This window comes from Streptomyces sp. NPDC016845 (genome assembly GCF_044332585.1).
Taxonomy (GTDB): Bacteria; Actinomycetota; Actinomycetes; order Streptomycetales; family Streptomycetaceae; genus Streptomyces.
Genome location: NZ_JBIRPI010000010.1, coordinates 136108 through 161427, shown reverse-complemented (window position 1 = coordinate 161427; position 25320 = coordinate 136108). Strand labels below are relative to the sequence as shown.

The window sequence follows — 25320 nt, the reverse complement described above, 5'->3', positions numbered from 1 at the left end:
TCCTTGTGCCGCCTGCCTCCTCGAAGGAGCCCCGAAATGACAGAGACCCTTCCCGCCTGCTTCGAACACGTACGCTTGCCGGGCGCGACGGACGACGTGGAGCTGGCGGTCGCCGTAGGCGGCACCGGCACCCCGGTGGTCCTGCTGCACGGCTTCCCGCAGACCCACCTCATGTGGCGCCACGTGGCGGAACGACTGGCGGCCGACCACACGGTGATCTGCCCCGACCTGCGCGGTTACGGAGCGAGCGACAAGCCCGCGGCCACGGACCCGGACGTCTACGCGAAGCGCACGATGGCGGCCGACGTGGTCCGGGTGGCGGCAGCGCTGGGCCACGAGCGCTTCGCCCTGATCGGCCATGACAGGGGCGCCCTGGTCGCTTTCCGCGCGGGTCTCGACCACCCGGAGACCGTCACCCATCTGGGCATCCTGGACGTCGTCCCGACGCTGGACATGTGGAACGTCCTGCACGGCGTCCAGGCGGCGGTCGCCTACCACCTCTACTTGATGGCACAGCCGCCCGGCGTTCCTGAGGCGCTGATCGCGGGCAGCGCGGACACGTTCTTCGGCTCGTTCCTGGACGCGTGGTCCGTCGGCCCTTCGACGCTGCCGGACGCTGTGCGGGCCGAGTACCTGCGGGCCAGTGCGGCGGCGGTCGAGTCGATCGTGGCGGACTACCGCGCCTCGGCGACCATCGACGTCACGCACGACCAGGCGGACCTGGACGCGGGCTCTCAACTCGCCATGCCCGTCACGGTCATGCAGCAGGACTGGGGCGCGCAGCTGGGCTACGACGCGGCGGCGGTGTGGCGGGCGTGGGCCCCGGACCTGGATCACCGGCTCACCCGGGCGGGCCACTTCATGGCGGAGGCGGCGCCGGACGAGGTGACGGGCGTGATCAGGGAGCTGCTGAAGCGCTGATCGCTGGCCATACCCGGCTCGACGGGTTACAGTGGATCTTGTTCGGCGCACCGCAACAGCGGCCGCTGAACGATGCGTCGGTGGTCCAAGTCAAGACGCCCCGCTTCCTGCGGGGAAATGCAGGTGCAATCCCTGCCCGGCGCTCCACTCCAAGTCCCGCTCTGCTACGGCAGGGCGGGACTTGCGCGTTGGGCGGGCCGGTCGGGCTGGTCCTGGTGCCCTGGTGCCCTGGTGCGGTTCGCGGCAGGCGGACGGCCGGTGGGGCGACGGGTCCGGCGCATGCGCGCCGGTGGGGTGGTACGGGTGGCTCGAATCCGGGTGCCGACCGGTGGCCACCTTGCTATTGGATTACGTGGCTGGGGCCCGGTGGGTGGTTGCGACGCCCTCCGCTCGTCTCGTCGTCGTCGATCCGCCGTCGAGGGCCGGCTTTCGCCGGTTGGGGTCGTGGGCGGAAGGGGCGGAAGTCACTTGTATGGCAGATCCCCTTCGGTCTCGGACGCCGCAGTCGCTGCCGGGCCGGGTGCGGCTATGAGCGGGGTGGCCGCGGACAAGCGCAGCAACGGAAGCGAACGGGTCCGGCGCGGGCGAGTCAGGGGTGGGCCGATGTCGATTTCCATGTCCGGGGTGCGAGGGCGTGGCGGATGCGGCTGATCATGTCGGCGGGGGAGCGCATGACTTCGGAGGCGGTGAAGCGCAGGACGAGGCGGACTTCGGGGCAGAGCTGGAGGTCGTTGAAGCGGGCGAGGTCTCGGCGGTGGGCCTCGCGGCTGCCGTGATAGACGTAGCCCTCGATCTCGACGACGACCCCTTCCCGGGTGAAGAGAAAGTCGGGCCGCACCTTTCGGCCCTCGTGGGTGACCAGTTCGGCCTGGCTTACGGGGCGGAGCCCGGCCTCGTGCATCCGCAGCCTGGCCAGGGTCTCGGCGGGGGAGGCGGCCTGCGGGTCGATGAGCCGCAGCCGTTGCAGGGCCTGGCGCCGCCCGTGTATGCGAGGGCGGCGAACCTCGGCTGTGACGTTGTCCAGGGTGGTGAGCGGGGCGCGCCGGTAGCTGCGGATGCGCCGCCAGGTGAGGGCGGACTCGACGGCGACGACAGCCTCGTCCTGCCCGGCGCCGCGCATGAGATCCCCGATGGTCCGGTCCACCCCGGTGCACCACAGCCCGCGCCGCAGGACAACTTCCTCTTGGCTCAGCGAGAGGCAATGAACCCCGGGCTGCTTGCGGCTGAGGCGGCTCCGCAGGGCAGTGAACTCGGCGAAGGCGCGGGGCACTTCGATGTCCCAGAGCCAGGCAGCGGCAGAGTGGCTCACCACCAAGTGCGGGGCGGCCCACTGCTCAGCCAACAACCGCACCCGCACACTGTGGACAACACCGGGCGCCAGGAAGGCCCCTTCACCCAGCCGCCGCCACCGTTCGTCCTTAAGCCGCTGGTAGAGCGTGCTCCGACTCCACCCGTGCGCAAGAGCCCACGTGCAAAGCAACACCCCTTCAACAGCCAACTCCCGCAGCGGTACGCCCTTATCACGCCTCGGCAAGCGCTTTCCGCACCCACTTTCCATCCCCATCAGCCACCTGCCCGCCCCCCGAAGGGCATCAGAACACTCGGTGCAGAAACCGCTTTCCCACCCACACTCAACCCTCAGAAAGCCACCCACAGCATCCCGCGAACCGCACCCATCGGGGGCCCCTGTGGATAACCGCCCCCGCCCCTCGCCCCTGCTGCTGCGCTTGTCTGCGACGACCCCACTCATAGCCGCACCCAACCCGTCGGCGACTGCGGCGTCGAAGCCCGAAGGGCCTGTACACAACCGGTGACTCGATCCCCTTCCACCCACAACCCCAACCGGCGAAAGCCAGCCCAGGACGGCGGTCCGCCGACGACGAGACGAGCGGAGGGCGTCGCAACCACCCACCGGGCACCAGCCACGTAATCCAATAACAAGGTGGCCACCGGCCGGCACCCGGATTCGACCCACCCGCACCACCCCACCGGCGCGCACGCGCCGGACCCGCACCCCCACCGGCCGGCCCGCCCGCGACGAGACCGCACCGGGGCTCACCGCCACCGGGCGCGGCCCGCGTCCGTATCCGCTGAGGTCAGCCCTCCCGGCGCTGAGCCTTGAGGGTCCGGATCAGGTTTTGCAGCGGGGCGTGGCCGGTTATGAGTTCGATGCCGGGTTCGTTGCTTTCGCGGATCCGGATCGCACCGTCCAGGCTGGCGAGTTCGACGCAGTCATTGCCTATGCCGCCGCCGGAGAAGGAGGACTTCTGCCATTGGGTAGGGGTGCTCACGGCTCGGCCTCACAGTTCTTCGGTCAACCGGTGAATGAACTCCCGCGACCTGCACGGGTCGAGTGACACGCCCTCTACTTTACGGAAGAGCGTTCGAAACTGCGTCAGCTCGGCCTCGGTATCGATGAAAGCGGTGCCGTGAGGGGCGTCTCGCACCACGGTGTCCAGGCGCGGCAGTGCTCCGCCCAGGTGCACCATAGAGCTCCCGCCACCTGCGAATTCTCCTATGGCGAAGGGGATGACCCGCACGGTCAGATGGTCCGCCGTCGAGGCCTCCGCGATGCGCAGCAACTGCCTCCGGAACTCTCTCCGGCTACCGACCTGGATGCGGAGCGCGGCCTCATGGATCACCGTCTCGTACGGGAGCGGGGAGGCACCCTCGATGATTGAGCGCCGCTTGATCCGGTGCTCGACCCATAGTTCCCGCTCGTCATCGGGCCACTCCGGGTGCATGTACCCGAAAAGGGCGCGTGCATAGGCGTCGGTCTGGAGAAGCCCCGGGACGTGAATGACGGCCACGTCCCGGCGGAACGTCGCGTAGTGGTCCAGCTCCGAAAGGTCCAGGAACGGGTCGGGCAGTACGCCGCGATACTCCTCCCACCAGCCGCGTGTTCGCGCCGTGGCCATGGCTACGAGCGCTTCGATCAGGGCAGCGTCCGAGCACGCGTAGTTCGCCGCGAGTCGACGCACCCTCTCTTCGCTGACGCCCGCGATCCCGGACTCGATCTGGCTCATCTGCACCGAGTCCACCCCGAGCAGGGCCGCGGCCTTCCGCCCCGTGAGGCCCACGGACTCCCGCAGCCTGCGCAGCTCGGCACCCAGTCTTCCCTGGCGGGCCGTGGCCTGTTTCCTGCGCGGCATGTGTCCCTCCCGTTTCAACTTCAGCGCAGCTATGCCCCGTTCGGGCAGACATTACGGCCGGGGCTTGCACGGTCTTAAAGTTAGTACCTACTGTCGGTGGTGGTTAGTCGACGCAACGCTACCGGGTCTCGGAAGCGCACCACTCCGCCATGCCGTGACGGCAGTGACAAGGCCACCGCCCGGCATCAACTCCCTTACAAACAACGGAGTTCACCCATGCCCGCACCAGCCCCCGCCCCCTGGGAGTACACCGTGTACTACCCCAACGACCCGCGCGCCGTCACGGTCTGCCGCCGCGCCCTGCGCCTGATCCTCACCCTGCACGGCCCGCCGCACCTCACGGAGACGGCCGAGCTGCTGGCGACCGAGCTGGCGAGCAACGCCGTGCGCCACACAAAAGGCCCCGCCGGGCTGCGCCTGCACTACAAGAACGGCGTTCTCCGCATCGGCGTATGGGACGCCGACCCGAAACCACCGGCCCCGGCCCCCGCCCGGGCTCTCCTGGTCCCCGCTGAGTCGGAACAGGGCCGGGGCCTGGACCTCGTACGCGCGTTCGCGGACGGTTGGGGCTGGTACCCCATGACGACTGGCGGCCCTGCCGGGGCCAGTGACCGGGGCAAGTACGTGTGGTGTGACCTGGGAGCGGCCTGATGGTGAGCTCCCCGCACGAGACGATGCACCACTTCTTCCGCAAGGAAACGGCCATGATGGTGCGTAACTTCCAGCGCCTGTTCCATGTGCCGTTCCCGGAAGCCCGTGACATTGCGGTCCTCAATACCGACCTGACCGAGGTCACACCGGTCGAGCGACGCGTGGACACCCTGATGCGGGTGGACACGGACGAGGGCAATTACCTCTTCGCGTACGAGTCGCAGGGCAAGCGCGATGAGTCGAAGCGCGGAAGTTGGGCGTACTACTTGGCGTACTTGTATGCGAAGTACGGCATCGAACCGGTGCTTATCGTCCTGACCCAGAGTCGTGCCACGGCGCGCTGGGCGGCGCGGCCCATCCGGCTGGGGCTCAGGGAGTGGCCGTCACTGACGGTGCGCCCCCTTGTGCTCGGGCCGGACAACGTTCCGAAGATCACCGACGAGAAGCAGGCCATGGAGGATCCGTCATTGGCGGCGTTCTCCGCGATTGTTCATGGCCGGGGCTCTGATGCCGCTGCGATACTGGAATCGCTCGCATCCGCACTGAGGACCATCGAGAGCGACAGCGCGGGAATGCTCGCGCAGTTCGTGGACACGGGCCTGGTCAATCCCCAGGCGAAGGAAATCTGGAGGAACCTGATGACGCAGGTGAGCTACTTCTTCCGGCACCCCGTCGCGGAGCAGGTGCGGGAAGAGGGCCGCGAGGAAGGCCGTGCTCAGGATCGGGCCGAGATGACCCTCCGCATCCTCGAATGGCGCGGCCTGTCCGTGCCCGGTGTGGTGCGTGATCGCGTCCTCGCCTGCTCCGATACCGAGCAGCTCACTGTCTGGGCCGAGCGCGCCGTGCACGTGAGCGACCCGGCCGATCTGTTCACCCCCGGCGCAGGACCAAGCAAAGCCGACCAGGACTGATCAGGACTGACTGGTCACGACCGACAGGAATGGGCGGGGCTGGGCCCCATCGCGCGTAGCGATGGAGCCCAGCCCCGCCCTGTTCCAAGCAAGAAGTCCCTACTCCGCCTCGTCCGGCGTAGGCGGCGCCGTAGGCCGTACCTTCAGCCAGATCAGGAAGAAGAGGCCCAGGACGAGCATGCCGAGGCCCGTCCAGAGGTTGATGTTGATGTTCTCGGCCTTCTTGAGGTCGGCGTCGGAGGCCGTGATGCCGGCGATGGTGACGATGACGCCGTAGAGGACGAACAGGCCGCCGATGATGCGGCGGATGTCGAAGAGGCGGGCCGCCGTCGCCGACTTGCTCTCCAGCTCGGAGACTTCGTTCTGCAGTTCAGACATGGGGGGTCAGCCTCCGATCAGAGGGAGTAGGGGAGGTAGCAGAGCGCGGCCACGACGATGGCGCCCCAGCCGAGCAGCGCGGGCCTGCGGTACCAGGCGTCGTCGCCCTCGGCGGGCGGCTCCTCGATGCCCGGCGCTGTCGTGCCGTAGACCAGACCGGCGAGCTCCGCCTCCGGCTTGGGGGCCGTGAAGAGGGTGACGACGACCATGACGACCGCGCCCGCGACGAAGCCGACGATCGCCGAGACGAAGTTGGCGCCCTGGTCGGTCGGGATGTCGATGACGCCCTGCTTGTAGATGTAGAAGTAGTTGATCATCGCGGCCGAGGTGCCGGCCACCAGGCCCCAGACGCCCGACTTCATGGACGCCCGCTTCCAGAACATGCCGATGATGAAGACGACGAACATCGGGACGTTGAAGAAGGAGAACAGGGTCTGGAGGTACCCCATGATGTTCGAGAACGACGAGGCGATGAACGCCGTGCCGATGGAGAGCACGACGCCGATCGCCGTGATCGCGCGGCCGAACTTCAGGTAGTAGCCGTCGGGCTTGTCGGTCTTCACGTACTTGGCCCAGATGTCGTACGTGAACACGGTGTTGAAGGACGAGACGTTCGCCGCCATGCCCGCCATGAAGGCGGCGAGGAGACCGGTGACGGCGATGCCGAGGACACCGTTGGGCAGCAGTTCCTGCATCAGGTACGGGATCGCGTCGTTGTACGTGAGGTCCGAGCCGGCGCCGCCGATCTTCGGGACGAGCACCGCGGCGACCATGCCGGGGATCATCACCAGGAAGACGATGAAAATCTTCGGGAACGCGGCGATCAGCGGGGTGCGCTGGGCGGCCGAGAGGTTCTTGGCGGAGAGGGCGCGCTGCACCTCGGCGAAGTTGGTCGTCCAGTAGCCGAAGGAGAGGACGAAGCCGAGGCCGAGGATGATCGTGAGCCAGTTCGCGCCGAGCGGGTTGGCGTCGCCGATGCCGGTGCCGCCCCAGGCCGACATGAAGTTGTCGCCGTGCTGGGACTTCAGGGAGTCGGTCATGCCGCCCCAGCCGCCGACCCGCTTGAGGCCGATGATGCAGATGGGGATGAGCGCCGCGAGGATCACGAAGAACTGCAGGACTTCGTTGTAGATCGCGGAGGAGAGACCGCCGATGGTGATGTACGCGAGGACGAACGCGCCCGCGACCACGATGGCCACCCACTGCGGCCAGCCGAGCAGCGCCTCGACGACGATCGACAGGGCGTAGAGGTTGACGCCCGCGATCAGGATCGCCGCGAAGGCGAACAGGATCGAGCTGAGCAGGTGGGCGGACTTGTCGAACCTCTGAAGAAGGAACTCGGGGACCGAGCGCACCTTCGAGCGGTAGTAGAACGGCATCATGACCAGGCCCAGGAAGACCATGGCCGGGATGGCGCCGATCCAGTACCAGTGGACGACCGCGACGCCGTACTGGGCGCCGGTGGCGGCCATGCCGAGGATCTCGGTGGCGCCCAGGTTGGCGGCGACGAAGGCGAGACCCGTCACCCAGGCGGGCAGGGAGCGCCCGGAGAGGAAGAAGTCGAGGCTCGTCCTGACCGAGCGGCGGGCCATGAAGCCGATGCCGAGGACGACGACGAAGTAGATCGCGAGGATCGCGTAGTCGAGGCCGTTGGTGGGCAGCCGTAGCCCTTCGGCCAGGGTTGTCGTGTCGGACAGTGTGGGGGACTGCATGGGAACTCGCTTCGTTGCGCGAACTGATCAGACCGGAACCTACGCCTCCATGTTCAATAAGTGAACAGTTCCCATGGCGTTCTTTGTTTGATTGTGATCGAGACCTCGCTGGCCTCCTGTGCGCCCGTCCCCTTGACGGCCCTGTTGCCTTATGCTTAGTTGTGTTTGGTTCTGTTTATTTGGTTGGTTGGCGCGATGAGGAGTGTCGGACGTGAAGAAGACGTCGACCCGGCTGGCTGATGGGCGCGAGCTCATCTACTACGACTCGCGCGACGACGTCGTACGGGAGGCCGCCGACCGGCGCCCCCTCGACCGCACCGTCACCACCTCCGAGATCCGCCGCGACCCGCTGCTCGGCGACTCCGTCGCCATCGCCTCGCACCGCCAGGGCCGCACCTACCACCCGCCGGCCGACCAGTGCCCCCTCTGCCCGACCGAGGGCGACCGGCTCAGCGAGATCCCGGACTCGTCGTACGACGTCGTCGTCTTCGAGAACCGGTTCCCCTCGCTCGCCGGGGACTCGGGGCGCTGCGAGGTCGTCTGCTTCACCTCCGACCACGACAAGTCCTTCGCCGACCTGAGCGAGGAGCAGGCGGGGCTCGTCCTGGAGGCGTGGACCGACCGGACCGCCGAGCTGTCCCACCTCGACTCCGTCGAGCAGGTCTTCTGCTTCGAGAACCGGGGCGCCGAGATCGGCGTCACCCTCGGCCACCCGCACGGGCAGATCTACGGCTACCCCTTCACCACCCCGCGCACCGCCCTCATGCTCCGCTCGCTCGCCCAGCACAAGGAGCAGACGGGCGGACGCAATCTCTTCGCCGACACCGTCGAAGGGGAGATCGCGGACGGCTCGCGCATCGTCATCGACGGTGAGCACTGGGTCGCCTTCGTGCCGTACGCCGCCCACTGGCCCTATGAGGTCCACCTCTACCCCAAGCGCCAGGTTCCCGACCTGCTCGGGCTCGACGACGACGCGCGCACAGAGTTCCCCAAGATTTATCTGGAACTCTTGAAGCGCTTCGACCGGATCTTCGGTGAGGACGAGCCGCCAACGCCGTACATCGCGGCGTGGCACCAGGCCCCGTTCGGCACGCTGGATGAGTTCGAGGGGGCCAACCGTGACGACTTCGCGCTCCACCTCGAGCTTTTCACCATCCGCCGCACTTCCGGCAAGCTGAAGTTTCTCGCGGGTTCCGAGTCCGGCATGAACGTGTTCATCAACGACGTGCCGCCGGAGACCGCGGCCGAGCGACTGCGAGAGGTAGCGAGCAAGTAATGGGCAAGGTCGTTCCTAAGAAGTACATGGTCACGGGTGGCGCGGGATATGTCGGCAGTGTCGTCGCCCAACACCTGATCGAAGCGGGCCACGACGTCACGGTCCTCGACAACCTCTCCACCGGCTTCCGCGAGGGCGTGCCCGCGGGCGCCGTCTTCGTCGAGGGCGACATCCGCGACGCCGCCAAGTGGCTGGACTCCTCCTACGACGCGGTGCTGCACTTCGCCGCGTTCTCCCAGGTCGGCGAGTCCGTGGTGAAGCCCGAGAAGTACTGGGACAACAATGTCGGCGGCACGATGGCGCTGCTCGCCGCGATGCGCGGGGCCGGCGTGCGCAAGCTCGTCTTCTCCTCCACCGCGGCCACGTACGGCGAGCCCGTCAGCACGCCGATCACCGAGTCGGACCCGACCGCGCCCACCTCCCCGTACGGCGCCTCGAAGCTCGCCGTCGACCACATGATCAGCGGCGAGGCGACCGCGCACGGCCTGGCCGCCGTCTCCCTTCGCTACTTCAACGTGGCGGGCGCCTACGGCGAGTGCGGCGAGCGCCACGACCCCGAGTCGCACCTCATCCCGCTCGTCCTCCAGGTCGCCCAGGGCCGCCGCGACGCCATCTCGGTCTACGGCGACGACTACCCGACGCCCGACGGCACGTGCGTGCGCGACTACATCCACGTCGCCGACCTCGCCGAGGCCCACCTCCTCGCCGTCGAGGCGGCCCGCCCGGCCGAGCACCTCATCTGCAACCTCGGCAACGGCAACGGCTTCTCCGTCCGCGAGGTCATCGAGACCGTCCGCAAGGTCACCGGGCACCCGATCCCCGAGGTCATCGCACCGCGCCGCGGCGGCGACCCGGCGACCCTCGTCGCCTCCGCCGCCACCGCCCGCGAGCGCCTCGGCTGGAACCCGTCCCGCGCCGACCTCGCGGACATCGTCGCCGACGCCTGGCGCTTCGCCCAGGCGCGTCAGTAGTCACCACTCGTCGTCGTAGCAGGGTAGGTAGTCAACTCATGTCTGTCGCCGCGCAGTTCACCGATCTGTACGGGTACGAGCCCGCGGGGGTGTGGGCGGCCCCGGGCCGCGTCAACCTCATCGGCGAGTACACCGACTTCAACGAGGGCTTCGTCATGCCGCTCGCGCTGCCGCACACCGCGGTCGCCGCCGTGGCCAAGCGGACGGACGGCGTGCTTCGCCTGCACTCCGCCGACATCGACGCCCCCGTCACCGAACTGCGCGTCGACGACCTGACCCCGCTCTCCAAGTACGGGCAGGGCGGCTGGGCCGCGTACCCGGCGGGCGTCGTCTGGGCGCTGCGCGACGCGGGCCACGCGATCACCGGCGCGGATCTGCACCTGGCGTCCACGGTGCCGACCGGTGCCGGTCTGTCCTCGTCGGCCGCGCTCGAGGTCGTGACGGCGTCCGCGCTCAACGAACTCTTCGGGCTCGGCCTCACCGGACCGCAGATCGCCGTTCTCGCCCAGCGCGCCGAGAACGACTTCGTCGGCGTCCCGTGCGGCGTCATGGACCAGATGGCCTCCGCCTGCGCCACCGAGGGGCACGCTCTGCACCTGGACTGCCGCGACCTGTCGACCCGGCAGGTCCCGTTCGACCTGCCGGCGCACGGGCTCCAGCTCCTCGTCGTCGACACCCGCGTCAAGCACGAGCTGGGCGACGGGGCGTACGCGGAGCGCCGGGCGGGCTGCGAGGAGGGGGCGAGGGTTCTCGGTGTCTCGCACCTCCGTGACGTCCCGTTCGCCGAACTCGACGCGGCACTGCGCAGGTTGGAGCAGGCCGAGGTGGACGAGAAGGTCGTCCGCTACGTCCGGCACGTCGTCTCCGACGACCACCGCGTCGAGCAGACCATCGATCTGCTCGACACCGGCGACTCCGCCGACGTACGCGCGATAGGGCCGATCCTCACCGACGGGCACCGCTCGCTCCGTGACGACCTGCGCATCTCCTGCCCGGAGCTGGACCTCGTCGTCGCCACGGCCGACGCGGCGGGCGCGGTCGGCGCCCGTATGACGGGCGGCGGGTTCGGCGGCTCGGCGGTCGTCCTCGTGGAGAGCGCCGACGCGGACGCCGTGACCAAGGCGGTTCTGACGGCGTTCGAGGAGGCCGGGTACACGGCGCCGCGGGTGTTCCCGGCGGTGCCGTCGCCGGGGGCGCACCGGGTGTCCTGAATTTTGGAAGGGTTCCGGAGGAGTTCCGGACGGGTTCCGCAGGGGTTCCGCAGGGTTCCGGTCGGGTCCCGGAGGGGTTCCGGACGGGTTTCAGCCGAGTCGCTTCGTCAGCGTGAACTCCTTGACCCCCGGCGGATAGTCCGGCACCACGGCGACCACGTCGTAACCGTGCTGCCGGTAGAAGCCGGGGGCCTGGAAGTCCCACGTCTCCACGCGGGAGTTGACGCAGCCGTGCTCCTCGACGGCGATCCGCTCCGCCTCCACGAGGAGCCGCGAGCCCAGGCCCGCGCCGCGGTGCCGGTCGTCGACCCAGAGCAGATTCACGTGCAGCCAGGTCGCCCAGGTGTGTCCGTCGAGGCCCGCGGCCAGTGAGCCGTCGTCCGTCAACGCCCAGATCTGGAGCGGAGTTTCGCGGTCGGCGGGCGTTCCGCGCAGGTCGCGCAGGACGGGCGAGGCCGCCGTGTCGGCGTCCGCGAGCAGCGACCGGAGCAGAAGGCGGCGCTCTTTGTCGACTTCTGTCTCAATGCGAAACATGTGCCACACCCTAAACGCGCCGGACGGGCGACGACCGGCCAACGGGTAACCAGTTCTGTGAATTACCTTCCCCTCCTGCCGCACAGCCCTACTCTGAGGGACAACACCGGTGGGGGCCGGTGTTGATCAGGGGGCGAGACAGCCGGGTACGACGCCCGGGGTGGGGGTAGCGGAACCGACGCGGCGGCGGCCGTGCGACCGCGGTGACCCGCACGCCGGGCGCCGTACCCGCGTTGATCCATCTCCCGACGATCGGGTACCCCCCGCTCCACGAGAGAGCGGGGAAGGGGGTTTCACGTGGTTCGTATCCGGGTTCTGGTCGTCGACGACCATCGCATCTTCGCCGAGTCCCTGGCGGCGGCGCTCGCTGCCGAGCCGGACGTCGACGTGTCGGCCGCGGGCAGCGGCCCGGCCGCTCTGCGCAGCCTCGACCGGGGCGCCGCCGAGGGGCGCAGATTCGATGTGCTGCTCGTCGACGCCGACCTGGGCGCGGCGTCCATGCAAGGCCTGCGGCCGCCGACCGTGGTGCCCGACGGGCCCGCGCAGGAGGGTCTCGTCGACGGGATCTCGCTGGTCGCGGGCGTCCGCTCGGGCCAGCCGGCCGTTCGTACGGTGGTGCTGGCGGAGCGGGATGATCCGCGCCGCGCCGCGCTCGCCCTCCAGGCGGGGGCGTCGGGGTGGGTGGCCAAGGACTGCTCCCTGTCCCGGCTGCTCACGGTGATCCGGGGCGTCCTGCGGGACGAGACGCATCTGCCTCCGGCGTTGCTCACGGGTGTGCTGCGGGAGCTGACCGCGGCGCGCAAGCATCGGACGGAGTCCGAGCGGCTGGTCGAGTCACTTACGCCGCGTGAGCGTGAGGTATTGCGGTGCATGGTGGCTGGGCTGGGGCGCAAGGCCGTGGCCGAGCGGCTGTTCCTGTCGCCGCATACGGTGCGGACGCATATGCAGAACGTGCTCGGGAAGCTTGGGGTGCACTCGACGCTGGCCGCGGTTGCGCTCGCGCGCCGGGCGGGTGTGGGACCGGCCGATCTTGAAGCGGCCAGTTAGGCCCCTCCGAGTCCGAGTCCGGTTGTCGGGTGCGGCGTGCGTCGTGGCTGGTCGCGCAGTTCCCCGCGCCCCTGAGCGTCTGCCCCGTTCGCGCTGATTGTGGGCGCGCGCTGCGTCGTGGTTGCTCGCGCAGTTCCCCGCGCCCCTAGGAGGCGCGGCTTCGCCGCAGCCTCCTAGGGGGAATGCCGCACGCAGTGCGCGTTTCAGGGGCGCGGGGAACTGCGCGACCAGCCACGACGCAGCCCGCAGTCGCCATCCACCCGGCGCCCCACGACGCCGAGGCGCGGCCCGCTATCCGGGGATGTTGTCGAACGGTGCCGTCAACTGCCGTAGAAGCGACGCCAGTTCCCCGCGCTCGGAGCGTGACAGTTCCGCCAGGATCGCCCGTTCCTGCGCGAGCAGACCCGCCAGGGCCTGATCCGCCCGGTCCCGCCCCTCGGGCGTGAGGCGGACGAGGACGCCCCGGCGATCGCTCGGGTCGGGGAGGCGTTCGACGAGGCCCTTCTTGGCGAGGCGGTCGATGCGGTTGGTCATGGTGCCGGACGTGACGAGGGTCTGCGTCAGCAGCTGACCGGGGGAGAGCTGGTACGGGGCGCCCGCACGCCGCAGGGACGTGAGGACGTCGAACTCCCAGGGCTCCAGCTGATGCTCGGCGAACGCGAGACGCCGCGCACGGTCGAGATGGCGCGCCAGCCTGCTGACCCGACTGAGCACCTCGAGGGGCTCCACGTCGAGGTCAGGGCGCTCCCGGCGCCACGCTGCGACCAAGCGGTCGACCTCGTCCTCCATGACGATCAGTGTAGAGGGTGTGTCGACGTGAAGTCTCTTGACGTCAAGTTACTTGACGTCGAGAGAAGTGGGCGGGACGCTGTCCCCATGTCTTCCTCCACCTCTCCCACCTGGGACCCCGCCCAGTACCTCCGCCACGCCGACCACCGCGCCCGCCCCTACGCCGACCTCCTTACCCGCGTCCCCGCCCTCCCGCAGGACCCGGCCCGCATCGCGGATCTCGGCTGCGGCCCCGGCAACGTCACCACGCTCCTCGCCGACCGCTGGCCCACCGCCCACATCACCGGCTACGACAATTCGCCGGAGATGCTCAGCAAGGCCGAGACGTACGCGGGGCGGACAGCGAACGGCGGGCGCATCGACTTCGCCCCCGCCGACCTGCGGCGCTGGACGCCCCCGGAGACGTACGACCTCATCGCCTCCAACGCCACGCTGCAATGGGTGCCGGACCATGCCGACGCCTTCCCGGCGCTCCTGGAGGCCCTCGCGCCCGGCGGGACCTTCGCCTTCCAGGTGCCCGGCAACTTCGACGCCCCCAGCCACGTACTCATGCGGGAACTCGCCGGCTCCGCGCCCTGGCGGGACCGGCTCGCAGGGGTGCTGCGCCACGGTGACGCGGTGCTGACCCCCGCCGCCTACCTGGAGCGGCTCACGGGGCTCGGGTGCTCGGTGGACGCCTGGGAGACGACGTACGCACACCTGCTGACCGGGGACGATCCCGTTCTGGACTGGGTGAAGGGGACCGGGCTCCGGCCTGTGCTCACCGCTCTCGCCGACGACCCGGACGCGCGTGACGCCTTCGTCGTCGCCTACCGCGATCTTCTGCGCGACGCCTATCCGGCGACACCGCACGGCACCGTGCTCCCGTTCCGCCGGATCTTCGTCGTCGCCGTCACGACATGATCACGGGGCTTGATCATGTACAGCTCGCCGCCCCCGCGGGCAGCGAGCACGCCCTGCGCGCCTTCTACGTCGACATCCTCGGCATGGCCGAGACGCCGAAGCCGCCGGCGCTCGCGGCGCGCGGCGGCTGCTGGTTCGAGGCGGGGAGCGCCCGGTTGCATCTCGGCGTCGAGGAACCCTTCCGGGCCGCCCGCAAGGCCCACCCGGGGCTGCTCGTCCACGACATCGACGCCTTCGCACTGCGGCTGACCCGGCGCGGTACTCGCGTCACCTGGGACGACGGGCTGCTGCCCGCTCACCGGCGTTTCTACTGCGCGGATCCCGTCGGCAACCGGCTCGAGTTCCTGGAACCCCGGCCCTAGGCCTTGCGGTGGCCTATCAGGCGCGGCTTCGGTTCCAGGCCGTCCAGGCCGTGCCACGCCAGGTTCACCAGGTGGGCGGCGACCTCCGCCTTCTTCGGCTTGCGGGCGTCCAGCCACCACTGGCCCGTCAGCGCGACCATGCCGACCAGCGCCTGCGCATAGAGCGGGGCGAGCTTGGAGTCGAAGCCGCGGGCCTTGAACTCGCGCCCCAGGATGTCCTCGACCTGCGTGGCGATGTCGGAGATCAGCGAGGCGAACGAGCCCGTGGACTGCGGGATGGGGGAGTCGCGGACCAGGATGCGGAAGCCGTCCGTGTACTCCTCGATGTAGTCGAGGAGCGCGAAAGCGGCCTGCTCGCACAGTTCGCGCGGGTGGCCGGCGGTCAGGGAGCCGGTGACCATGTCGAGGAGCTGGCGCATCTCCCGGTCCACGACGACCGCGTACAGGCCCTCCTTGCCGCCGAAGTGCTCGTACACCATCGGCTTGGAGACCCCGGCCTTCGCCGCGATCTCCTCCACCGACGTGCCCTCGAACCCCTTCGCGGCGAAGAGAGTGCGGCCGATCTCCAGCAACTGCTGGCGGCGTTCGGCTCCCGTCATCCGCGTACGGCGCGCACGCCGTGGCTTCTCGGGCCGGTCGCTGCTCGCGCTGCTGGGGGTGCTTGAGTCGGTCGCCACACTCCCATCATGCCTGGCGCCACTCACGCGGCGTCGGGTACCTCTGCCTCGGCCTTGCGGCGCTCGATCCGCTCCTTCGACGGCCAGCGCACGTCGTGCGCCCAGCCCAGCTGTTCGAACCAGCGGATGAAGCGGGCGGAGGAGTCGATCTGGCCGCGGAGCACGCCGTGCCGGGCCGAGGTCGGGTCGGCGTGGTGGAGGTTGTGCCAGGACTCGCCGCAGGAGAGGACGGCCAGCCACCACACGTTGCCCGAGCGGTCACGGGACTTGAAGGGGCGCTTGCCGACCGCGTGGCAGATCGAGTTGATCGACCACGTGACGTGGTGCAGCAATGCCACCCGTACGAGCGAACCCCAGAAGAACGCGGTGAACGCTCCCCACCACGACATCGTCACCAGACCGCCGATCAGGGCGGGCAGGAGCAGCGAGAGCGACGTCCACAGGACGAACTGGCGGGAGACGGCCCGCAGCGCCGGGTCCTTGATCAGGTCGGGCGCGTACTTCTCCTGCGAGGTCTGCTCCTCGTCGAACATCCAGCCCATGTGCGCCCACCACAGGCCCTTCATCAGGGCCGGCAGGTCCTCCCCGTACCGCCACGGCGAGTGCGGGTCGCCCTCCGCGTCGGAGAACTTGTGGTGCTTGCGGTGGTCCGCGACCCAGCGCACCAGCGGGCCTTCGACCGCCATCGAACCGGCGACGGCGAGCGCGATGCGCAGCGGGCGCTTCGCCTTGAAGGAGCCGTGCGTGAAGTAGCGGTGGAAGCCGATCGTGATGCCGTGGCAGCCGAGGTAGTAGAAGAACACGAGCAGCCCGAGGTCGAGCCAGCTCACCCCCCAGCCCCAGACCAGCGGCACCGCCGCGACCAGGGCGAGGAACGGCACGACGATGAAGACGAGCAGCGCGAACTGCTCCACGGACCGCTTCTGCTCACCGCCGAGGGTCGCCGGTGCGGGTGGGGCGGAGGAGGGTCGGGACGCCCCTTGCGGAGCGTCCTCGATCACGTCGGACTGTGTGGCCATGGGTTCCCCTGTACGTCGAGGGTCGGGTCAAGGGCTGAGCGAGCGGGTCGGAGGGGGCGTGGAGGGTTGAGACGGGCCAGGACTGGTGAGGAGTTCCTCCGGGATCGGGATCAATGGAGATCCACGGAGATCCACGGAGATCCGGGAAATCCGGGAAATCCGGGGGAATCCGGGAGATCCAGGAGATCCACGGAAGGCTCCGTCATTCCTACGGTTCCGTAACTTACGGGGTCGTAAGCGTAGCGGCGCGTATCCGGGCGCCACGAGGCCCCGGGCAGCGCCGCGAGCACGGACACATATCCTTGGGAACGGTCGGACAGCGCGGTCCGCTCTGAATCTCCACCCGGGACTTGTACCCGGTTCCGGGGACTCTTTTCCTCCAGACGAGCTTCACCACTGCAAGGAGCCGCACCTGTGAGCAGTGCCGAACAGACCGCCTCGACGAGCACCAGTGCCGAGCTGCGCGCCGACATCCGCCGACTGGGCGATCTGCTGGGCGAGACCCTCGTCCGACAGGAGGGGCCCGAGCTCCTCGAACTCGTCGAGAAGGTCCGCCGCCTGACGCGCGAGGACGGCGAGGCCGCCGCCGAACTGCTGCGCGGTACCGAACTGGAGACGGCGGCCAAGCTGGTCCGCGCCTTCTCCACCTACTTCCACCTCGCCAACGTGACCGAGCAGGTCCACCGTGGCCGCGAGATGCGCGCCAAGCGCGAGGCCGAGGGCGGTCTGCTGGCCCGCACCGCCGACCGCCTGAAGGACGCCGACCCGGACCACCTGCGCGAGACCGTGCAGAACCTGAACGTGCGGCCCGTCTTCACGGCCCACCCGACCGAGGCCGCCCGGCGCTCCGTCCTGAACAAGCTGCGGCGCATCGCCGAGCTGCTCGAGACGCCGGTCCTGGAGGCCGACCGCCGCCGCTACGACACCCGCCTCGCCGAGAACATCGACCTGGTGTGGCAGACGGACGAGCTGCGTGTCGTCCGCCCCGAGGTCACCGACGAGTCGCGCAACGCGATCTACTACCTCGACGAGCTGCACGCGGGCGCCGTCGGCGACGTCCTGGAGGACCTCACCGCCGAACTGGAGCGCGTCGGCGTCTCCCTGCCCGAGGAGGTCCGCCCCCTCACCTTCGGCACCTGGATCGGCGGCGACCGCGACGGCAACCCGAACGTGACCCCGCAGGTCACCTGGGACGTCCTGATCCTCCAGCACGAGCACGGCATCAACGACGCCCTCGACCTCATCGACGAGCTGCGCGGCTTCCTGTCGAACTCGATCCGCTACACCGGCGCCACCGAGGAACTGCTCACCTCCCTCCAGGCCGACCTGGAGCGGCTGCCGGAGATCAGCCCCCGCTACAAGCGGCTCAACTCCGAGGAGCCCTACCGGCTCAAGGCGACCGCGATCCGGCAGAAGCTGGAGAACACCAAGGAGCGGCTCGCCAGGAACACCCCGCACGTCGACGGCCGCGACTACCTCGGCACCGCCGAGCTGCTCCGCGACCTCACCCTCATCCAGACCTCGCTGCGCGAGCACCGCGGCGGCCTCTTCGCCGACGGCCGGATGAACCGTACGATCCGCACGCTCGCCGCGTTCGGCCTGCAGCTCGCCACGATGGACGTACGCGAGCACGCCGACGCCCACCACCACGCCCTCGGCCAGCTCTTCGACCGGCTCGGCGAGGAGTCCTGGCGCTACGCCGACATGCCCCGCGACTACCGCGGCAAGCTCCTCGCCAAGGAGCTGCGCTCGCGCCGCCCGCTCGCGCCGACCCCGGCGCCGCTCGACGCCGCCGGAGAGAAGACCCTCGGCGTCTTCCACACCGTCGCCAAGGCGCTCGAAGTGTTCGGGCCCGAGGTCATCGAGTCGTACATCATTTCGATGTGCCAGGGCGCCGACGACGTCTTCGCCGCGACCGTCCTCGCCCGCGAGGCCGGCCTCATCGACCTGCACGCCGGCTGGGCGAAGATCGGCATCGTGCCGCTCCTGGAGACGACGGACGAGCTGAAGGCCGCCGACACGATCCTTGAGGACATGCTCTCCGACCCGTCCTACCGGCGCCTCGTCGCGCTCAACGGGGACGTGCAGGAGGTCATGCTCGGCTACTCCGACTCGTCCAAGTTCGGCGGCATCACCACGAGTCAGTGGGAGATTCACCGGGCCCAGCGGCGGCTCCGCGACGTCGCGCACCGCTACGGCGTACGGCTCCGTCTCTTCCACGGCCGCGGCGGCACCGTCGGCCGCGGTGGCGGCCCTTCGCACGACGCGATCCTCGCCCAGCCCTGGGGCACCCTGGAGGGCGAGATCAAGGTGACCGAGCAGGGCGAGGTCATCTCCGACAAGTACCTCGTGCCGTCCCTCGCCCGCGAGAACCTCGAACTGACCGTCGCGGCCACCCTGCAGGCGTCCGCCCTGCACACCTCGCCGCGCCAGTCCGACGAGGCTCTGGCCCGCTGGGACGCCGCCATGGACGTCGTCTCCGACGCAGCGCACGCCGCATACCGCAAGCTCGTCGAGGACCCGGACCTGCCGACGTACTTCGTCGCCTCCACCCCCGTCGACCAGCTCGCCGACCTGCACCTGGGCTCGCGGCCCTCCCGCCGCCCCGGCTCGGGCGTCTCCCTCGACGGGCTGCGCGCCATCCCGTGGGTGTTCGGCTGGACCCAGTCACGGCAGATCGTGCCCGGCTGGTTCGGCGTCGGCTCGGGCCTCAAGGCGCTGCGCGAGGCCGGTCTGGACTCCATGCTCGACGAGATGCACGAGCAGTGGCACTTCTTCCGGAACTTCATCTCCAACGTCGAGATGACGCTCGCCAAGACGGACCTGCGCATCGCCCGGCACTACGTCGACACGCTCGTCCCGGACAACCTCAAGCACGTGTTCGCCAACATCGAGGCCGAGCACGAGCTGACCGTCCGCGAGGTGCTCCGCGTCACCGGCGGGAGCGAACTCCTCGCGGCACAGCCGGTGTTGAAGCAGACCTTCGACATCCGCGACGCCTACCTCGACCCGATCTCCTACCTCCAGGTCGCCCTGCTCAAGCGCCAGCGCGACGCGGCGGCGGCGGGCGAGGAGCCGGACCCGACGCTCGCCCGGGCCCTGCTGCTCACGGTGAACGGTGTGGCGGCGGGCCTGCGCAACACCGGCTGACCCGTTGTGAGACCGCTCAGCTGACGGCGACGAACGCCGCCGTCAGCAGCGCGACACCGGCGCCTGACGTGATCCACGCCAGGCGCCGGTTCAGCATTCCGCCCGCGAGCACGACCGACGCGAGCAGCAGCGCGCCGCCCAGCGGCATGAGCGCGGTGAAGAACCCCGGCGTCCCCGAGCGCACGGCCTGCCGGCTGCTCGGCTTGACGACGACCTCGATGCGGGCGCCCTTCTTCACACCGACGGAGCGCCGCATCCACACGTCCGCGCCGTCGGGGGCGGAGGCCAGCGGCCCGCCGCACTTGCTGCCCTCGCACCGCTCCACGAGCAGCTCACCGTGGAGACGCCCCTTGGGGAACACCACGTGCTGCGCGGCGCCCCACGACGCCCAGAACCCCGCCACCAACAGGAGCAGGGCGATCGCCAACGCCGCGATCCGCCGGGACACCGCCACCGCCACCGCTGAAGCCATGGCCGTGATCTTTGGCCATGGATACGCGTACGGTCAACTTCCCAACGGACTCAGGAGTTGTACGAGGACTGCGCGCGCTCCAGACCCTCCGCGATGAGCGCCTCCACCGCGTCGGCGGCGCGGTCCACGAAGTAGTCGAGCTCCTTGCGCTCCGTCGAGGAGAAGTCCTTCAGAACGAAGTCGGCGACCTGCATCCGGCCGGGCGGGCGGCCGATACCGAACCGCACCCGGTGGTAGTCGGGGCCCATCGCCTTCGTCATCGACTTCAGGCCGTTGTGCCCGTTGTCGCCGCCGCCCAGCTTCAGGCGCAGCACCCCGTAGTCGATGTCCAGCTCGTCGTGGACGGCCACGATGCGGTCGGTCGGCACCTTGTAGAAGTCGCGCAGCGCCGTCACGGGACCGCCGGAGACGTTCATGTACGACATCGGCTTGGCGAGGATCACGCGACGGTTCGCGGGGCCGGGCGGGCCGATCCGCCCCTCGACGACCTGGGCCTGGCCCTTCGTCGCCCGCTTGAACTTGGCGCCCATCCGGTGCGCGAGGAGGTCGGCCACCATGAAGCCGACGTTGTGCCGGTTCATCGCGTACTCGGGGCCGGGGTTGCCGAGCCCGGCGATCAGCCAGGGGGCGTTGTCGTCGGACATCAGCGTTCCTTCGATTCGGGGGGCGCCAAAGATGGCTGTACGGGGTGGCGGGCCGTGCCCACCACCCCGTACACCGGGACTTCATGCGGCGAAGGCTCAGGCCTCCGCGGCCTCGTCGCCCTCGGCGTCGGCCGGGGCCTCCTCGGCCTGCGCGGCCAGGACCTGGAGGACGACGGCGTCCTCGTCGACGGCGAGGGTGGTGCCGGAGGGCAGCTTGATGTCCTTGGCGGCGACCGAGTCACCGGCGTCCAGGCCGGCGATGGAGACGGTGACCGACTCCGGGATGTGCGTGGCCTCGGTCTCGACGGTCAGCGTGTTCAGGACGTGCTCCAGGATGGTGGAGCCAGGGGCCAGCTCGCCCTCGGTGACGATCGGGAGCTCGACGGTGACCTTCTCACCGAGCTTCACCAGGAGCAGGTCGACGTGCTCGAGGAAACCCTTCAGCGGGTCGCGCTGCACGGCCTTCGGGATGGCCAGCTGGGTCTTGCCCTCGAGCTCCAGGGAGAGCAGGACGTTCGGCGTACGCAGGGCGAGCAGCAGCTCGTGGCCCGGCAGCGTGATGTGGATCGGGTCGCCGCCGTGACCGTAGACGACACCGGGGACCTTGCCCTCGCGGCGGACGCGGCGGGCGGCGCCCTTGCCGAACTCGGTGCGGGTCTCGGTGGCGAGCTTGACCTCGGACATGCTCTTCAACTCCTCGTAGAACTAGGGGACCTTGAAAAAGGCGGTCACCCGGCCACGAACGGCCTGCTACGAAGAGCGCGTCGATAACGGACCGCCGTACAAAAGTACGGCCTCCCTCGCCGAGCAACTTCGACAGTTTACTCGGCGGGGGAGGCCGTACCCAAATCGATCTTCAGCCGGGCTTTTTAGGCTTCGCCCTCGAAGAGGCTGGTCACCGAGCCGTCCTCGAAGACCTCGCGCACGGCGGAGGCGATCGTCGGGGCGATCGACAGGACCGTGATCTTGTCGAGCTCCAGCTCGTTCGGTGTCGGCAGCGTGTTCGTGAAGACGAACTCGCTCACCTTCGAGTTCTTCAGACGGTCCGCGGCCGGACCCGACAGCACACCGTGCGTCGCCGTCACGATGACGTCCTCGGCACCGTGCGCGAACAGGGCGTCCGCGGCGGCGCAGATCGTGCCACCGGTGTCGATCATGTCGTCGACCAGGACACAGACCCGGCCCTTCACGTCACCGACGACCTCGTGGACGGTCACCTGGTTGGCGACGTCCTTGTCACGGCGCTTGTGCACGATCGCCAGCGGGGCGCCGAGCCGGTCGCACCAGCGGTCGGCGACGCGCACGCGGCCGGCGTCCGGGGAGACCACCGTCAGCTTGGAGCGGTCGACCTTCGCGCCCACGTAGTCCGCCAGGATCGGCAGCGCGAACAGGTGGTCCACCGGGCCGTCGAAGAAGCCCTGGATCTGGTCCGTGTGCAGATCCACGGTGAGGATGCGGTCGGCACCCGCCGTCTTCATCAGATCCGCGATCAGACGCGCCGAGATCGGTTCACGTCCACGGTGCTTCTTGTCCTGCCGCGCGTAACCGTAGAACGGCACGATGACGGTGATGGAGCGGGCCGACGCACGCTTCAGCGCGTCGATCATGATGAGCTGCTCCATGATCCACTTGTTGATCGGAGCCGTGTGGCTCTGGATCAGGAAGCAGTCGGCACCGCGAGCGGACTCCTGGTAGCGGACGTAGATCTCACCATTGGCGAAATCGAACGCCTTGGTCGGGACGATCCCGACACCGAGCTGGTGCGCGATCTCCTCGGCAAGCTCGGGGTGGGCGCGGCCAGAGAAGAACATCATCTTCTTCTCGCCCTGCGTCTTAAGCCCGGTCACAGCACTAGTCTCCTCAGACGAGTTCGTCCGCCGCAGCTGCCCGCGCGTCCCTATAGCAGCGAGCCAGGCGAATCGTGAGCATCTATCACGGTACGCCGTGTCGGACGCACCTGTTTCCGGTCAGCCTTCGCTGCCCGGTCCCTCGGTGAGCGCCTCGGCCGCCTTCGCGGCCGCGCTACCCGGACGCTTACGCGCCACCCAACCCTCGATATTCCTTTGCTGGCCCCGGGCGACGGCCAGCGAACCGGCCGGTACGTCCTTCGTGATCACGGACCCGGCGGCGGTGTAAGCACCGTCCCCGACCGTGACAGGAGCCACAAACATGTTGTCCGCGCCGGTCCGGCAGTGCGACCCGATCACCGACGGGTGCTTGTCCTGCCCGTCGTAGTTCACGAAGACGCTCGCGGCGCCGATGTTGGTGAAATCACCGATCGTCGCGTCCCCCACGTAGGACAGGTGCGGCACCTTCGTGCCCTCACCCAGCGACGACTTCTTCAGCTCGACGAACGTGCCGACCTTCGACTTCAGGCCGAGGCGCGTGCCGGGCCGCAGATACGCGAACGGGCCGACGCTCGCCTGCGGGCCGATCTCCGCACTGTCGGCCACCGTGTTGTCCACGCGGGCGCCCGCGTGGACCGTGGTGTCGGTCAGGCGGGTGTTGGGGCCGACGACGGCACCCTCGCCCACGTGCGTGGTGCCGTGCAGCTGCGTGCCCGGCAGGACCGTCGCGTCCCGGTCGAAGGTGACCGTGACATCGACGAAGGTGGTGGCCGGGTCGACGACCGAGACGCCGTCGAGCATCGCGCGCTCGAGCAGGCGGTCGTTGAGGATGCGGCGGGCCTCGGCGAGCTGGACGCGGTTGTTGATGCCCGCGATCTCCCGGTGGTCGCGGGCCACGGACGCGCCGACGCGGTGTCCGGCGGCGCGCAGGATGCCGAGGACGTCCGTCAGGTACTCCTCGCCCTGGCTGTTGTCCGTCCGTACCTTCTTCAGGGCGTCCGCGAGGAGGCGGCCGTCGAAGGCGAAGACGCCCGAGTTGATCTCGGTGAGCGCGCGCTGCTCCTCGGTGGCGTCCTTGTGCTCGACGATCGCCGTCACGGCACCGGTCTCGCCGTCGCGGACGATACGGCCGTAGCCGGTGGCGTCCGGGACGTCGGCGGTGAGCACGGTCACCGCGTTGCCGTCGGCGGAGTGGGTGGCGGCGAGGGCCGTCAGGGTCTCGCCGGTCAGGAGCGGGGTGTCGCCGCAGACGACCACGACGGTGCCGTCGAGGGCGCCCTCGGGGGCGAGGCCCTCCAGGCCCATGCGGACGGCGTGCCCGGTGCCGTTCTGCTCCGCCTGTACGGCGGTGCGGACCGCGGCGTCCGCGGTGTTCAGGTGGGCGGTGACCTTCTCGCGCGCGTGCCCGACGACCACGACGAGCTGCTCGGGGTCCAACTCACGAGCGGCGGCCAGCACATGGCCGACGAGGGAGCGGCCGCAGAGTTCGTGCAGGACTTTGGGGGTGGCCGACTTCATACGGGTGCCCTCACCCGCTGCGAGAACGACGACGGCGGCCGGGCGGATGGCGCTCACGGAGGTGCCCTTCGGCTTCGAATGGGGTGGACATCCGCAGGATACCGGGGTGTTCGAGAGGCGAAACGAGGGCGGGGCCCGACCGGTAGGTCGGGCCCCGAACCGAGCATGGCTCCCCCGCCAGGACTTGAACCCGGACAGATGGCACCAAAAGCCACAGTGCTGCCAATTACACCACGGGGGAATAAACTCGGCGAAACGGACATTGCGTCAGTCCGTCGAGCAGGCACCCAACACTATGCCGTACCAGGCACCTTCTACGCGACGGTACAACTCGGCGCCCCCGAGCACGTAAACGGCAAGACACCCCCGGTACGCCTCAGAGGTGTTCTTCCGGGAGGTCTTCGGGTTGTGCTTCTTGAGGGTCGTCCGCTGGAAGGTGGAGGCGTCGACCCCGGCAAGATCGGCCCAGAAGCCCTCCGCGCCCGCCACGTCCGCCGACTCGTGGATGTTCACACGGAAGCGCAGCCGATCACGGCCGACGCCCAGCACGTCGAGCCAGCGCAGGTAGAACCTGATGACGTTCGGGTCGCTATTGACGAAGTACAGCTTCTCGCGGCGGCTGTACGCCTTGTCCTTGGCACCTTCGGCCCAGTACAGGGTGACGCCCGCGAGGAAGACCTCCCGGTCGGTCATCGCTCCGACCTCCGCCGTGGCGGCCTCTTTGGTCTGTCGGCGCTCGGCCTCGCGCACCACCGACTCGCGCTCCCACCGTTTGGTCGCCGCCAGCCTCGCCTGTTCCGACGGGTCGCGCCGTTCCGGCTTCGGGAGGTCCCGTACCCATAGGGAGATCGAGGACTTCGAGCAGCCCAGTTCGAGCTGGATCTGGTCGTAGGTCAGACCCTGGAGGCGGAGTTCGCGGGCGCGGGAGCGCAGGGCGTCCTTGGCGTTGGGGCGGCGGGTCCAGTCGGGCGGGGGTTCGCCTTCCAGGAGGCGGTTGAGGATGTCGTTGTTGTCGACGTGCAGTGCGTCGCGGATCTGGCGGCGGCTGAGGCCCTGGCGGCGCAGGGTGACCGCCCGCTCGCGCAGCGCCTCGAAGGCCGCGTACTTGTCTGTGGTCTGTGTCATGGGCAAAGGCTCGCCCGCGACACGGGCGTCCGGTGTGTAAATCGATGCTG

At 69.3% G+C, this 25320-nt stretch carries 25 protein-coding genes and 2 tRNA genes; 11 read left to right on the top strand and 16 right to left on the bottom strand.

Features of this window, described 5'->3' with window-relative positions; all coding sequences use genetic code 11:
- Positions 1-36 precede the first annotated feature (36 nt).
- Both ACH4RC_RS24395 and ACH4RC_RS24390 read left to right on the top strand, forming a co-directional pair.
- Complete coding sequence (locus ACH4RC_RS24395) at positions 37-921, top strand: alpha/beta fold hydrolase (protein WP_398204472.1); 885 nt, start codon at positions 37-39, stop codon at positions 919-921.
- A 74-nt stretch (positions 922-995) separates the two neighbouring features.
- A tRNA-Gly gene (locus ACH4RC_RS24390) sits at positions 996-1068 on the top strand.
- Between the two features lie 442 nt (positions 1069-1510).
- Here the strand turns inward: ACH4RC_RS24390 and ACH4RC_RS24385 are convergent.
- From ACH4RC_RS24385 to ACH4RC_RS24375, 3 genes are all read right to left on the bottom strand, one after another.
- A complete protein-coding gene (locus tag ACH4RC_RS24385; protein WP_398204470.1) occupies positions 1511-2272 on the bottom strand; it encodes a hypothetical protein in 762 nt (253 codons plus the stop codon).
- 745 nt (positions 2273-3017) lie between these two features.
- On the bottom strand, positions 3018-3212 hold the full coding sequence (locus tag ACH4RC_RS24380; RefSeq protein ID WP_398204467.1) for a DUF397 domain-containing protein: 195 nt from the start codon (positions 3210-3212) through the stop codon (positions 3018-3020).
- A 9-nt stretch (positions 3213-3221) separates the two neighbouring features.
- The gene (locus ACH4RC_RS24375; RefSeq protein WP_398204464.1) at positions 3222-4073 is read right to left on the bottom strand and encodes a helix-turn-helix domain-containing protein; all 852 of its coding nucleotides are present in this window, start codon (positions 4071-4073) and stop codon (positions 3222-3224) included.
- A gap of 216 nt (positions 4074-4289) precedes the next feature.
- Between ACH4RC_RS24375 and ACH4RC_RS24370 the strand changes: the two genes are divergently transcribed.
- Both ACH4RC_RS24370 and ACH4RC_RS24365 read left to right on the top strand, forming a co-directional pair.
- Positions 4290-4724, top strand: a complete 435-nt coding sequence (locus ACH4RC_RS24370) for an ATP-binding protein (RefSeq protein ID WP_398204462.1) — start codon at positions 4290-4292, stop codon at positions 4722-4724.
- Positions 4724-5635, top strand: coding sequence for a hypothetical protein (locus tag ACH4RC_RS24365; protein ID WP_398204460.1), 912 nt, complete (start codon positions 4724-4726; stop codon positions 5633-5635). Before ACH4RC_RS24370 ends, ACH4RC_RS24365 begins: the two co-directional genes overlap by 1 nt.
- 99 nt (positions 5636-5734) lie before the next feature.
- Here the strand turns inward: ACH4RC_RS24365 and ACH4RC_RS24360 are convergent, their stop codons facing one another.
- Positions 5735-6013: a hypothetical protein gene (locus ACH4RC_RS24360; RefSeq protein ID WP_398204457.1), complete on the bottom strand. Its 279-nt coding sequence runs from the start codon at positions 6011-6013 to the stop codon at positions 5735-5737.
- A 17-nt stretch (positions 6014-6030) separates the two neighbouring features.
- A complete protein-coding gene (locus tag ACH4RC_RS24355) occupies positions 6031-7725 on the bottom strand; it encodes a sodium:solute symporter family protein (RefSeq protein WP_398204455.1) in 1695 nt (564 codons plus the stop codon).
- 211 nt (positions 7726-7936) lie between these two features.
- Between ACH4RC_RS24355 and galT the strand changes: the two genes are divergently transcribed.
- Genes galT through galK form a run of 3 tightly spaced genes read left to right on the top strand, consistent with a single transcriptional unit; the run spans position 7937 to position 11183 of the window.
- Positions 7937-9001 carry a galactose-1-phosphate uridylyltransferase gene (gene galT, locus ACH4RC_RS24350; RefSeq protein WP_398204452.1) on the top strand — a complete coding sequence of 355 codons (1065 nt, stop codon included), beginning with the start codon at positions 7937-7939 and terminating at the stop codon, positions 8999-9001.
- A complete protein-coding gene (gene galE / locus ACH4RC_RS24345; protein ID WP_398204450.1) occupies positions 9001-9972 on the top strand; it encodes a UDP-glucose 4-epimerase GalE in 972 nt (323 codons plus the stop codon). Before galT ends, galE begins: the two co-directional genes overlap by 1 nt.
- A gap of 38 nt (positions 9973-10010) precedes the next feature.
- Positions 10011-11183 (top strand): galactokinase, encoded by a 1173-nt coding sequence (gene galK, locus ACH4RC_RS24340; protein ID WP_398204448.1) that lies wholly within the window; start codon positions 10011-10013, stop codon positions 11181-11183.
- A gap of 90 nt (positions 11184-11273) precedes the next feature.
- Here galK and ACH4RC_RS24335 read toward each other — a convergent pair whose 3' ends face one another.
- The gene (locus ACH4RC_RS24335) at positions 11274-11717 is read right to left on the bottom strand and encodes a GNAT family N-acetyltransferase (RefSeq protein ID WP_398204446.1); all 444 of its coding nucleotides are present in this window, start codon (positions 11715-11717) and stop codon (positions 11274-11276) included.
- A gap of 297 nt (positions 11718-12014) precedes the next feature.
- Between ACH4RC_RS24335 and ACH4RC_RS24330 the strand changes: the two genes are divergently transcribed.
- Entirely contained in the window at positions 12015-12764 is a 750-nt protein-coding gene (locus tag ACH4RC_RS24330; protein ID WP_398204443.1) for a LuxR C-terminal-related transcriptional regulator, read from the top strand.
- Between the two features lie 291 nt (positions 12765-13055).
- On the opposite strand, the gene ACH4RC_RS24325 is transcribed toward ACH4RC_RS24330, so the two are convergent.
- The gene (locus ACH4RC_RS24325; RefSeq protein ID WP_361071929.1) at positions 13056-13553 is read right to left on the bottom strand and encodes a MarR family transcriptional regulator; all 498 of its coding nucleotides are present in this window, start codon (positions 13551-13553) and stop codon (positions 13056-13058) included.
- 87 nt (positions 13554-13640) lie between these two features.
- Between ACH4RC_RS24325 and ACH4RC_RS24320 the strand changes: the two genes are divergently transcribed.
- A complete protein-coding gene (locus tag ACH4RC_RS24320; protein ID WP_398204440.1) occupies positions 13641-14456 on the top strand; it encodes a trans-aconitate 2-methyltransferase in 816 nt (271 codons plus the stop codon).
- Entirely contained in the window at positions 14453-14818 is a 366-nt protein-coding gene (locus tag ACH4RC_RS24315; protein ID WP_398204438.1) for a VOC family protein, read from the top strand. Before ACH4RC_RS24320 ends, ACH4RC_RS24315 begins: the two co-directional genes overlap by 4 nt.
- Here ACH4RC_RS24315 and ACH4RC_RS24310 read toward each other — a convergent pair.
- Complete coding sequence (locus ACH4RC_RS24310) at positions 14815-15495, bottom strand: TetR family transcriptional regulator (RefSeq protein ID WP_398204435.1); 681 nt, start codon at positions 15493-15495, stop codon at positions 14815-14817. The genes ACH4RC_RS24315 and ACH4RC_RS24310 overlap by 4 nt on opposite strands.
- Before the next feature lie 23 nt (positions 15496-15518).
- On the bottom strand, positions 15519-16514 hold the full coding sequence (locus ACH4RC_RS24305) for an acyl-CoA desaturase (RefSeq protein WP_398204433.1): 996 nt from the start codon (positions 16512-16514) through the stop codon (positions 15519-15521).
- Positions 16515-16928: 414 nt separating this feature from the next.
- Between ACH4RC_RS24305 and ppc the strand changes: the two genes are divergently transcribed.
- On the top strand, positions 16929-19664 hold the full coding sequence (gene ppc, locus ACH4RC_RS24300) for a phosphoenolpyruvate carboxylase (protein WP_398204430.1): 2736 nt from the start codon (positions 16929-16931) through the stop codon (positions 19662-19664).
- A gap of 16 nt (positions 19665-19680) precedes the next feature.
- Here the strand turns inward: ppc and ACH4RC_RS24295 are convergent, their stop codons facing one another.
- The 7 genes from ACH4RC_RS24295 to ACH4RC_RS24265 form a co-directional block, all read right to left on the bottom strand.
- On the bottom strand, positions 19681-20136 hold the full coding sequence (locus tag ACH4RC_RS24295; RefSeq protein WP_398204428.1) for a hypothetical protein: 456 nt from the start codon (positions 20134-20136) through the stop codon (positions 19681-19683).
- 50 nt (positions 20137-20186) lie between these two features.
- Positions 20187-20780 (bottom strand): aminoacyl-tRNA hydrolase, encoded by a 594-nt coding sequence (gene pth, locus ACH4RC_RS24290; RefSeq protein ID WP_398204425.1) that lies wholly within the window; start codon positions 20778-20780, stop codon positions 20187-20189.
- 96 nt (positions 20781-20876) lie between these two features.
- Positions 20877-21464, bottom strand: coding sequence for a 50S ribosomal protein L25/general stress protein Ctc (locus ACH4RC_RS24285; RefSeq protein WP_398204422.1), 588 nt, complete (start codon positions 21462-21464; stop codon positions 20877-20879).
- Between the two features lie 185 nt (positions 21465-21649).
- Positions 21650-22627 (bottom strand): ribose-phosphate diphosphokinase, encoded by a 978-nt coding sequence (locus ACH4RC_RS24280; protein ID WP_324771365.1) that lies wholly within the window; start codon positions 22625-22627, stop codon positions 21650-21652.
- Between the two features lie 120 nt (positions 22628-22747).
- A complete protein-coding gene (glmU, locus tag ACH4RC_RS24275) occupies positions 22748-24202 on the bottom strand; it encodes a bifunctional UDP-N-acetylglucosamine diphosphorylase/glucosamine-1-phosphate N-acetyltransferase GlmU (protein ID WP_398204418.1) in 1455 nt (484 codons plus the stop codon).
- Between the two features lie 109 nt (positions 24203-24311).
- Positions 24312-24386 (bottom strand) — tRNA-Gln (locus tag ACH4RC_RS24270).
- Between the two features lie 26 nt (positions 24387-24412).
- Positions 24413-25270 (bottom strand): hypothetical protein, encoded by an 858-nt coding sequence (locus ACH4RC_RS24265; RefSeq protein WP_398204415.1) that lies wholly within the window; start codon positions 25268-25270, stop codon positions 24413-24415.
- Positions 25271-25320 lie beyond the last annotated feature (50 nt).

Coding starts and splice junctions, on each gene's coding strand:
- ACH4RC_RS24355 (WP_398204455.1), bottom strand. CDS start 7,725: ATGCAGTCCCCCACACTGTCCGACACGACAACCCTGGCCGAAGGGCTA.
- ACH4RC_RS24315 (WP_398204438.1), top strand. CDS start 14,453: ATGATCACGGGGCTTGATCATGTACAGCTCGCCGCCCCCGCGGGCAGC.
- ACH4RC_RS24320 (WP_398204440.1), top strand. CDS start 13,641: ATGTCTTCCTCCACCTCTCCCACCTGGGACCCCGCCCAGTACCTCCGC.
- ACH4RC_RS24360 (WP_398204457.1), bottom strand. CDS start 6,013: ATGTCTGAACTGCAGAACGAAGTCTCCGAGCTGGAGAGCAAGTCGGCG.
- pth (WP_398204425.1), bottom strand. CDS start 20,780: ATGTCCGACGACAACGCCCCCTGGCTGATCGCCGGGCTCGGCAACCCC.
- ACH4RC_RS24395 (WP_398204472.1), top strand. CDS start 37: ATGACAGAGACCCTTCCCGCCTGCTTCGAACACGTACGCTTGCCGGGC.
- ACH4RC_RS24375 (WP_398204464.1), bottom strand. CDS start 4,073: ATGCCGCGCAGGAAACAGGCCACGGCCCGCCAGGGAAGACTGGGTGCC.
- ACH4RC_RS24370 (WP_398204462.1), top strand. CDS start 4,290: ATGCCCGCACCAGCCCCCGCCCCCTGGGAGTACACCGTGTACTACCCC.
- galE (WP_398204450.1), top strand. CDS start 9,001: ATGGGCAAGGTCGTTCCTAAGAAGTACATGGTCACGGGTGGCGCGGGA.
- ACH4RC_RS24265 (WP_398204415.1), bottom strand. CDS start 25,270: ATGACACAGACCACAGACAAGTACGCGGCCTTCGAGGCGCTGCGCGAG.
- ACH4RC_RS24285 (WP_398204422.1), bottom strand. CDS start 21,464: ATGTCCGAGGTCAAGCTCGCCACCGAGACCCGCACCGAGTTCGGCAAG.
- ACH4RC_RS24325 (WP_361071929.1), bottom strand. CDS start 13,553: ATGGAGGACGAGGTCGACCGCTTGGTCGCAGCGTGGCGCCGGGAGCGC.
- ACH4RC_RS24365 (WP_398204460.1), top strand. CDS start 4,724: ATGGTGAGCTCCCCGCACGAGACGATGCACCACTTCTTCCGCAAGGAA.
- ACH4RC_RS24295 (WP_398204428.1), bottom strand. CDS start 20,136: ATGGCTTCAGCGGTGGCGGTGGCGGTGTCCCGGCGGATCGCGGCGTTG.
- galK (WP_398204448.1), top strand. CDS start 10,011: ATGTCTGTCGCCGCGCAGTTCACCGATCTGTACGGGTACGAGCCCGCG.
- ACH4RC_RS24305 (WP_398204433.1), bottom strand. CDS start 16,514: ATGGCCACACAGTCCGACGTGATCGAGGACGCTCCGCAAGGGGCGTCC.
- ACH4RC_RS24335 (WP_398204446.1), bottom strand. CDS start 11,717: ATGTTTCGCATTGAGACAGAAGTCGACAAAGAGCGCCGCCTTCTGCTC.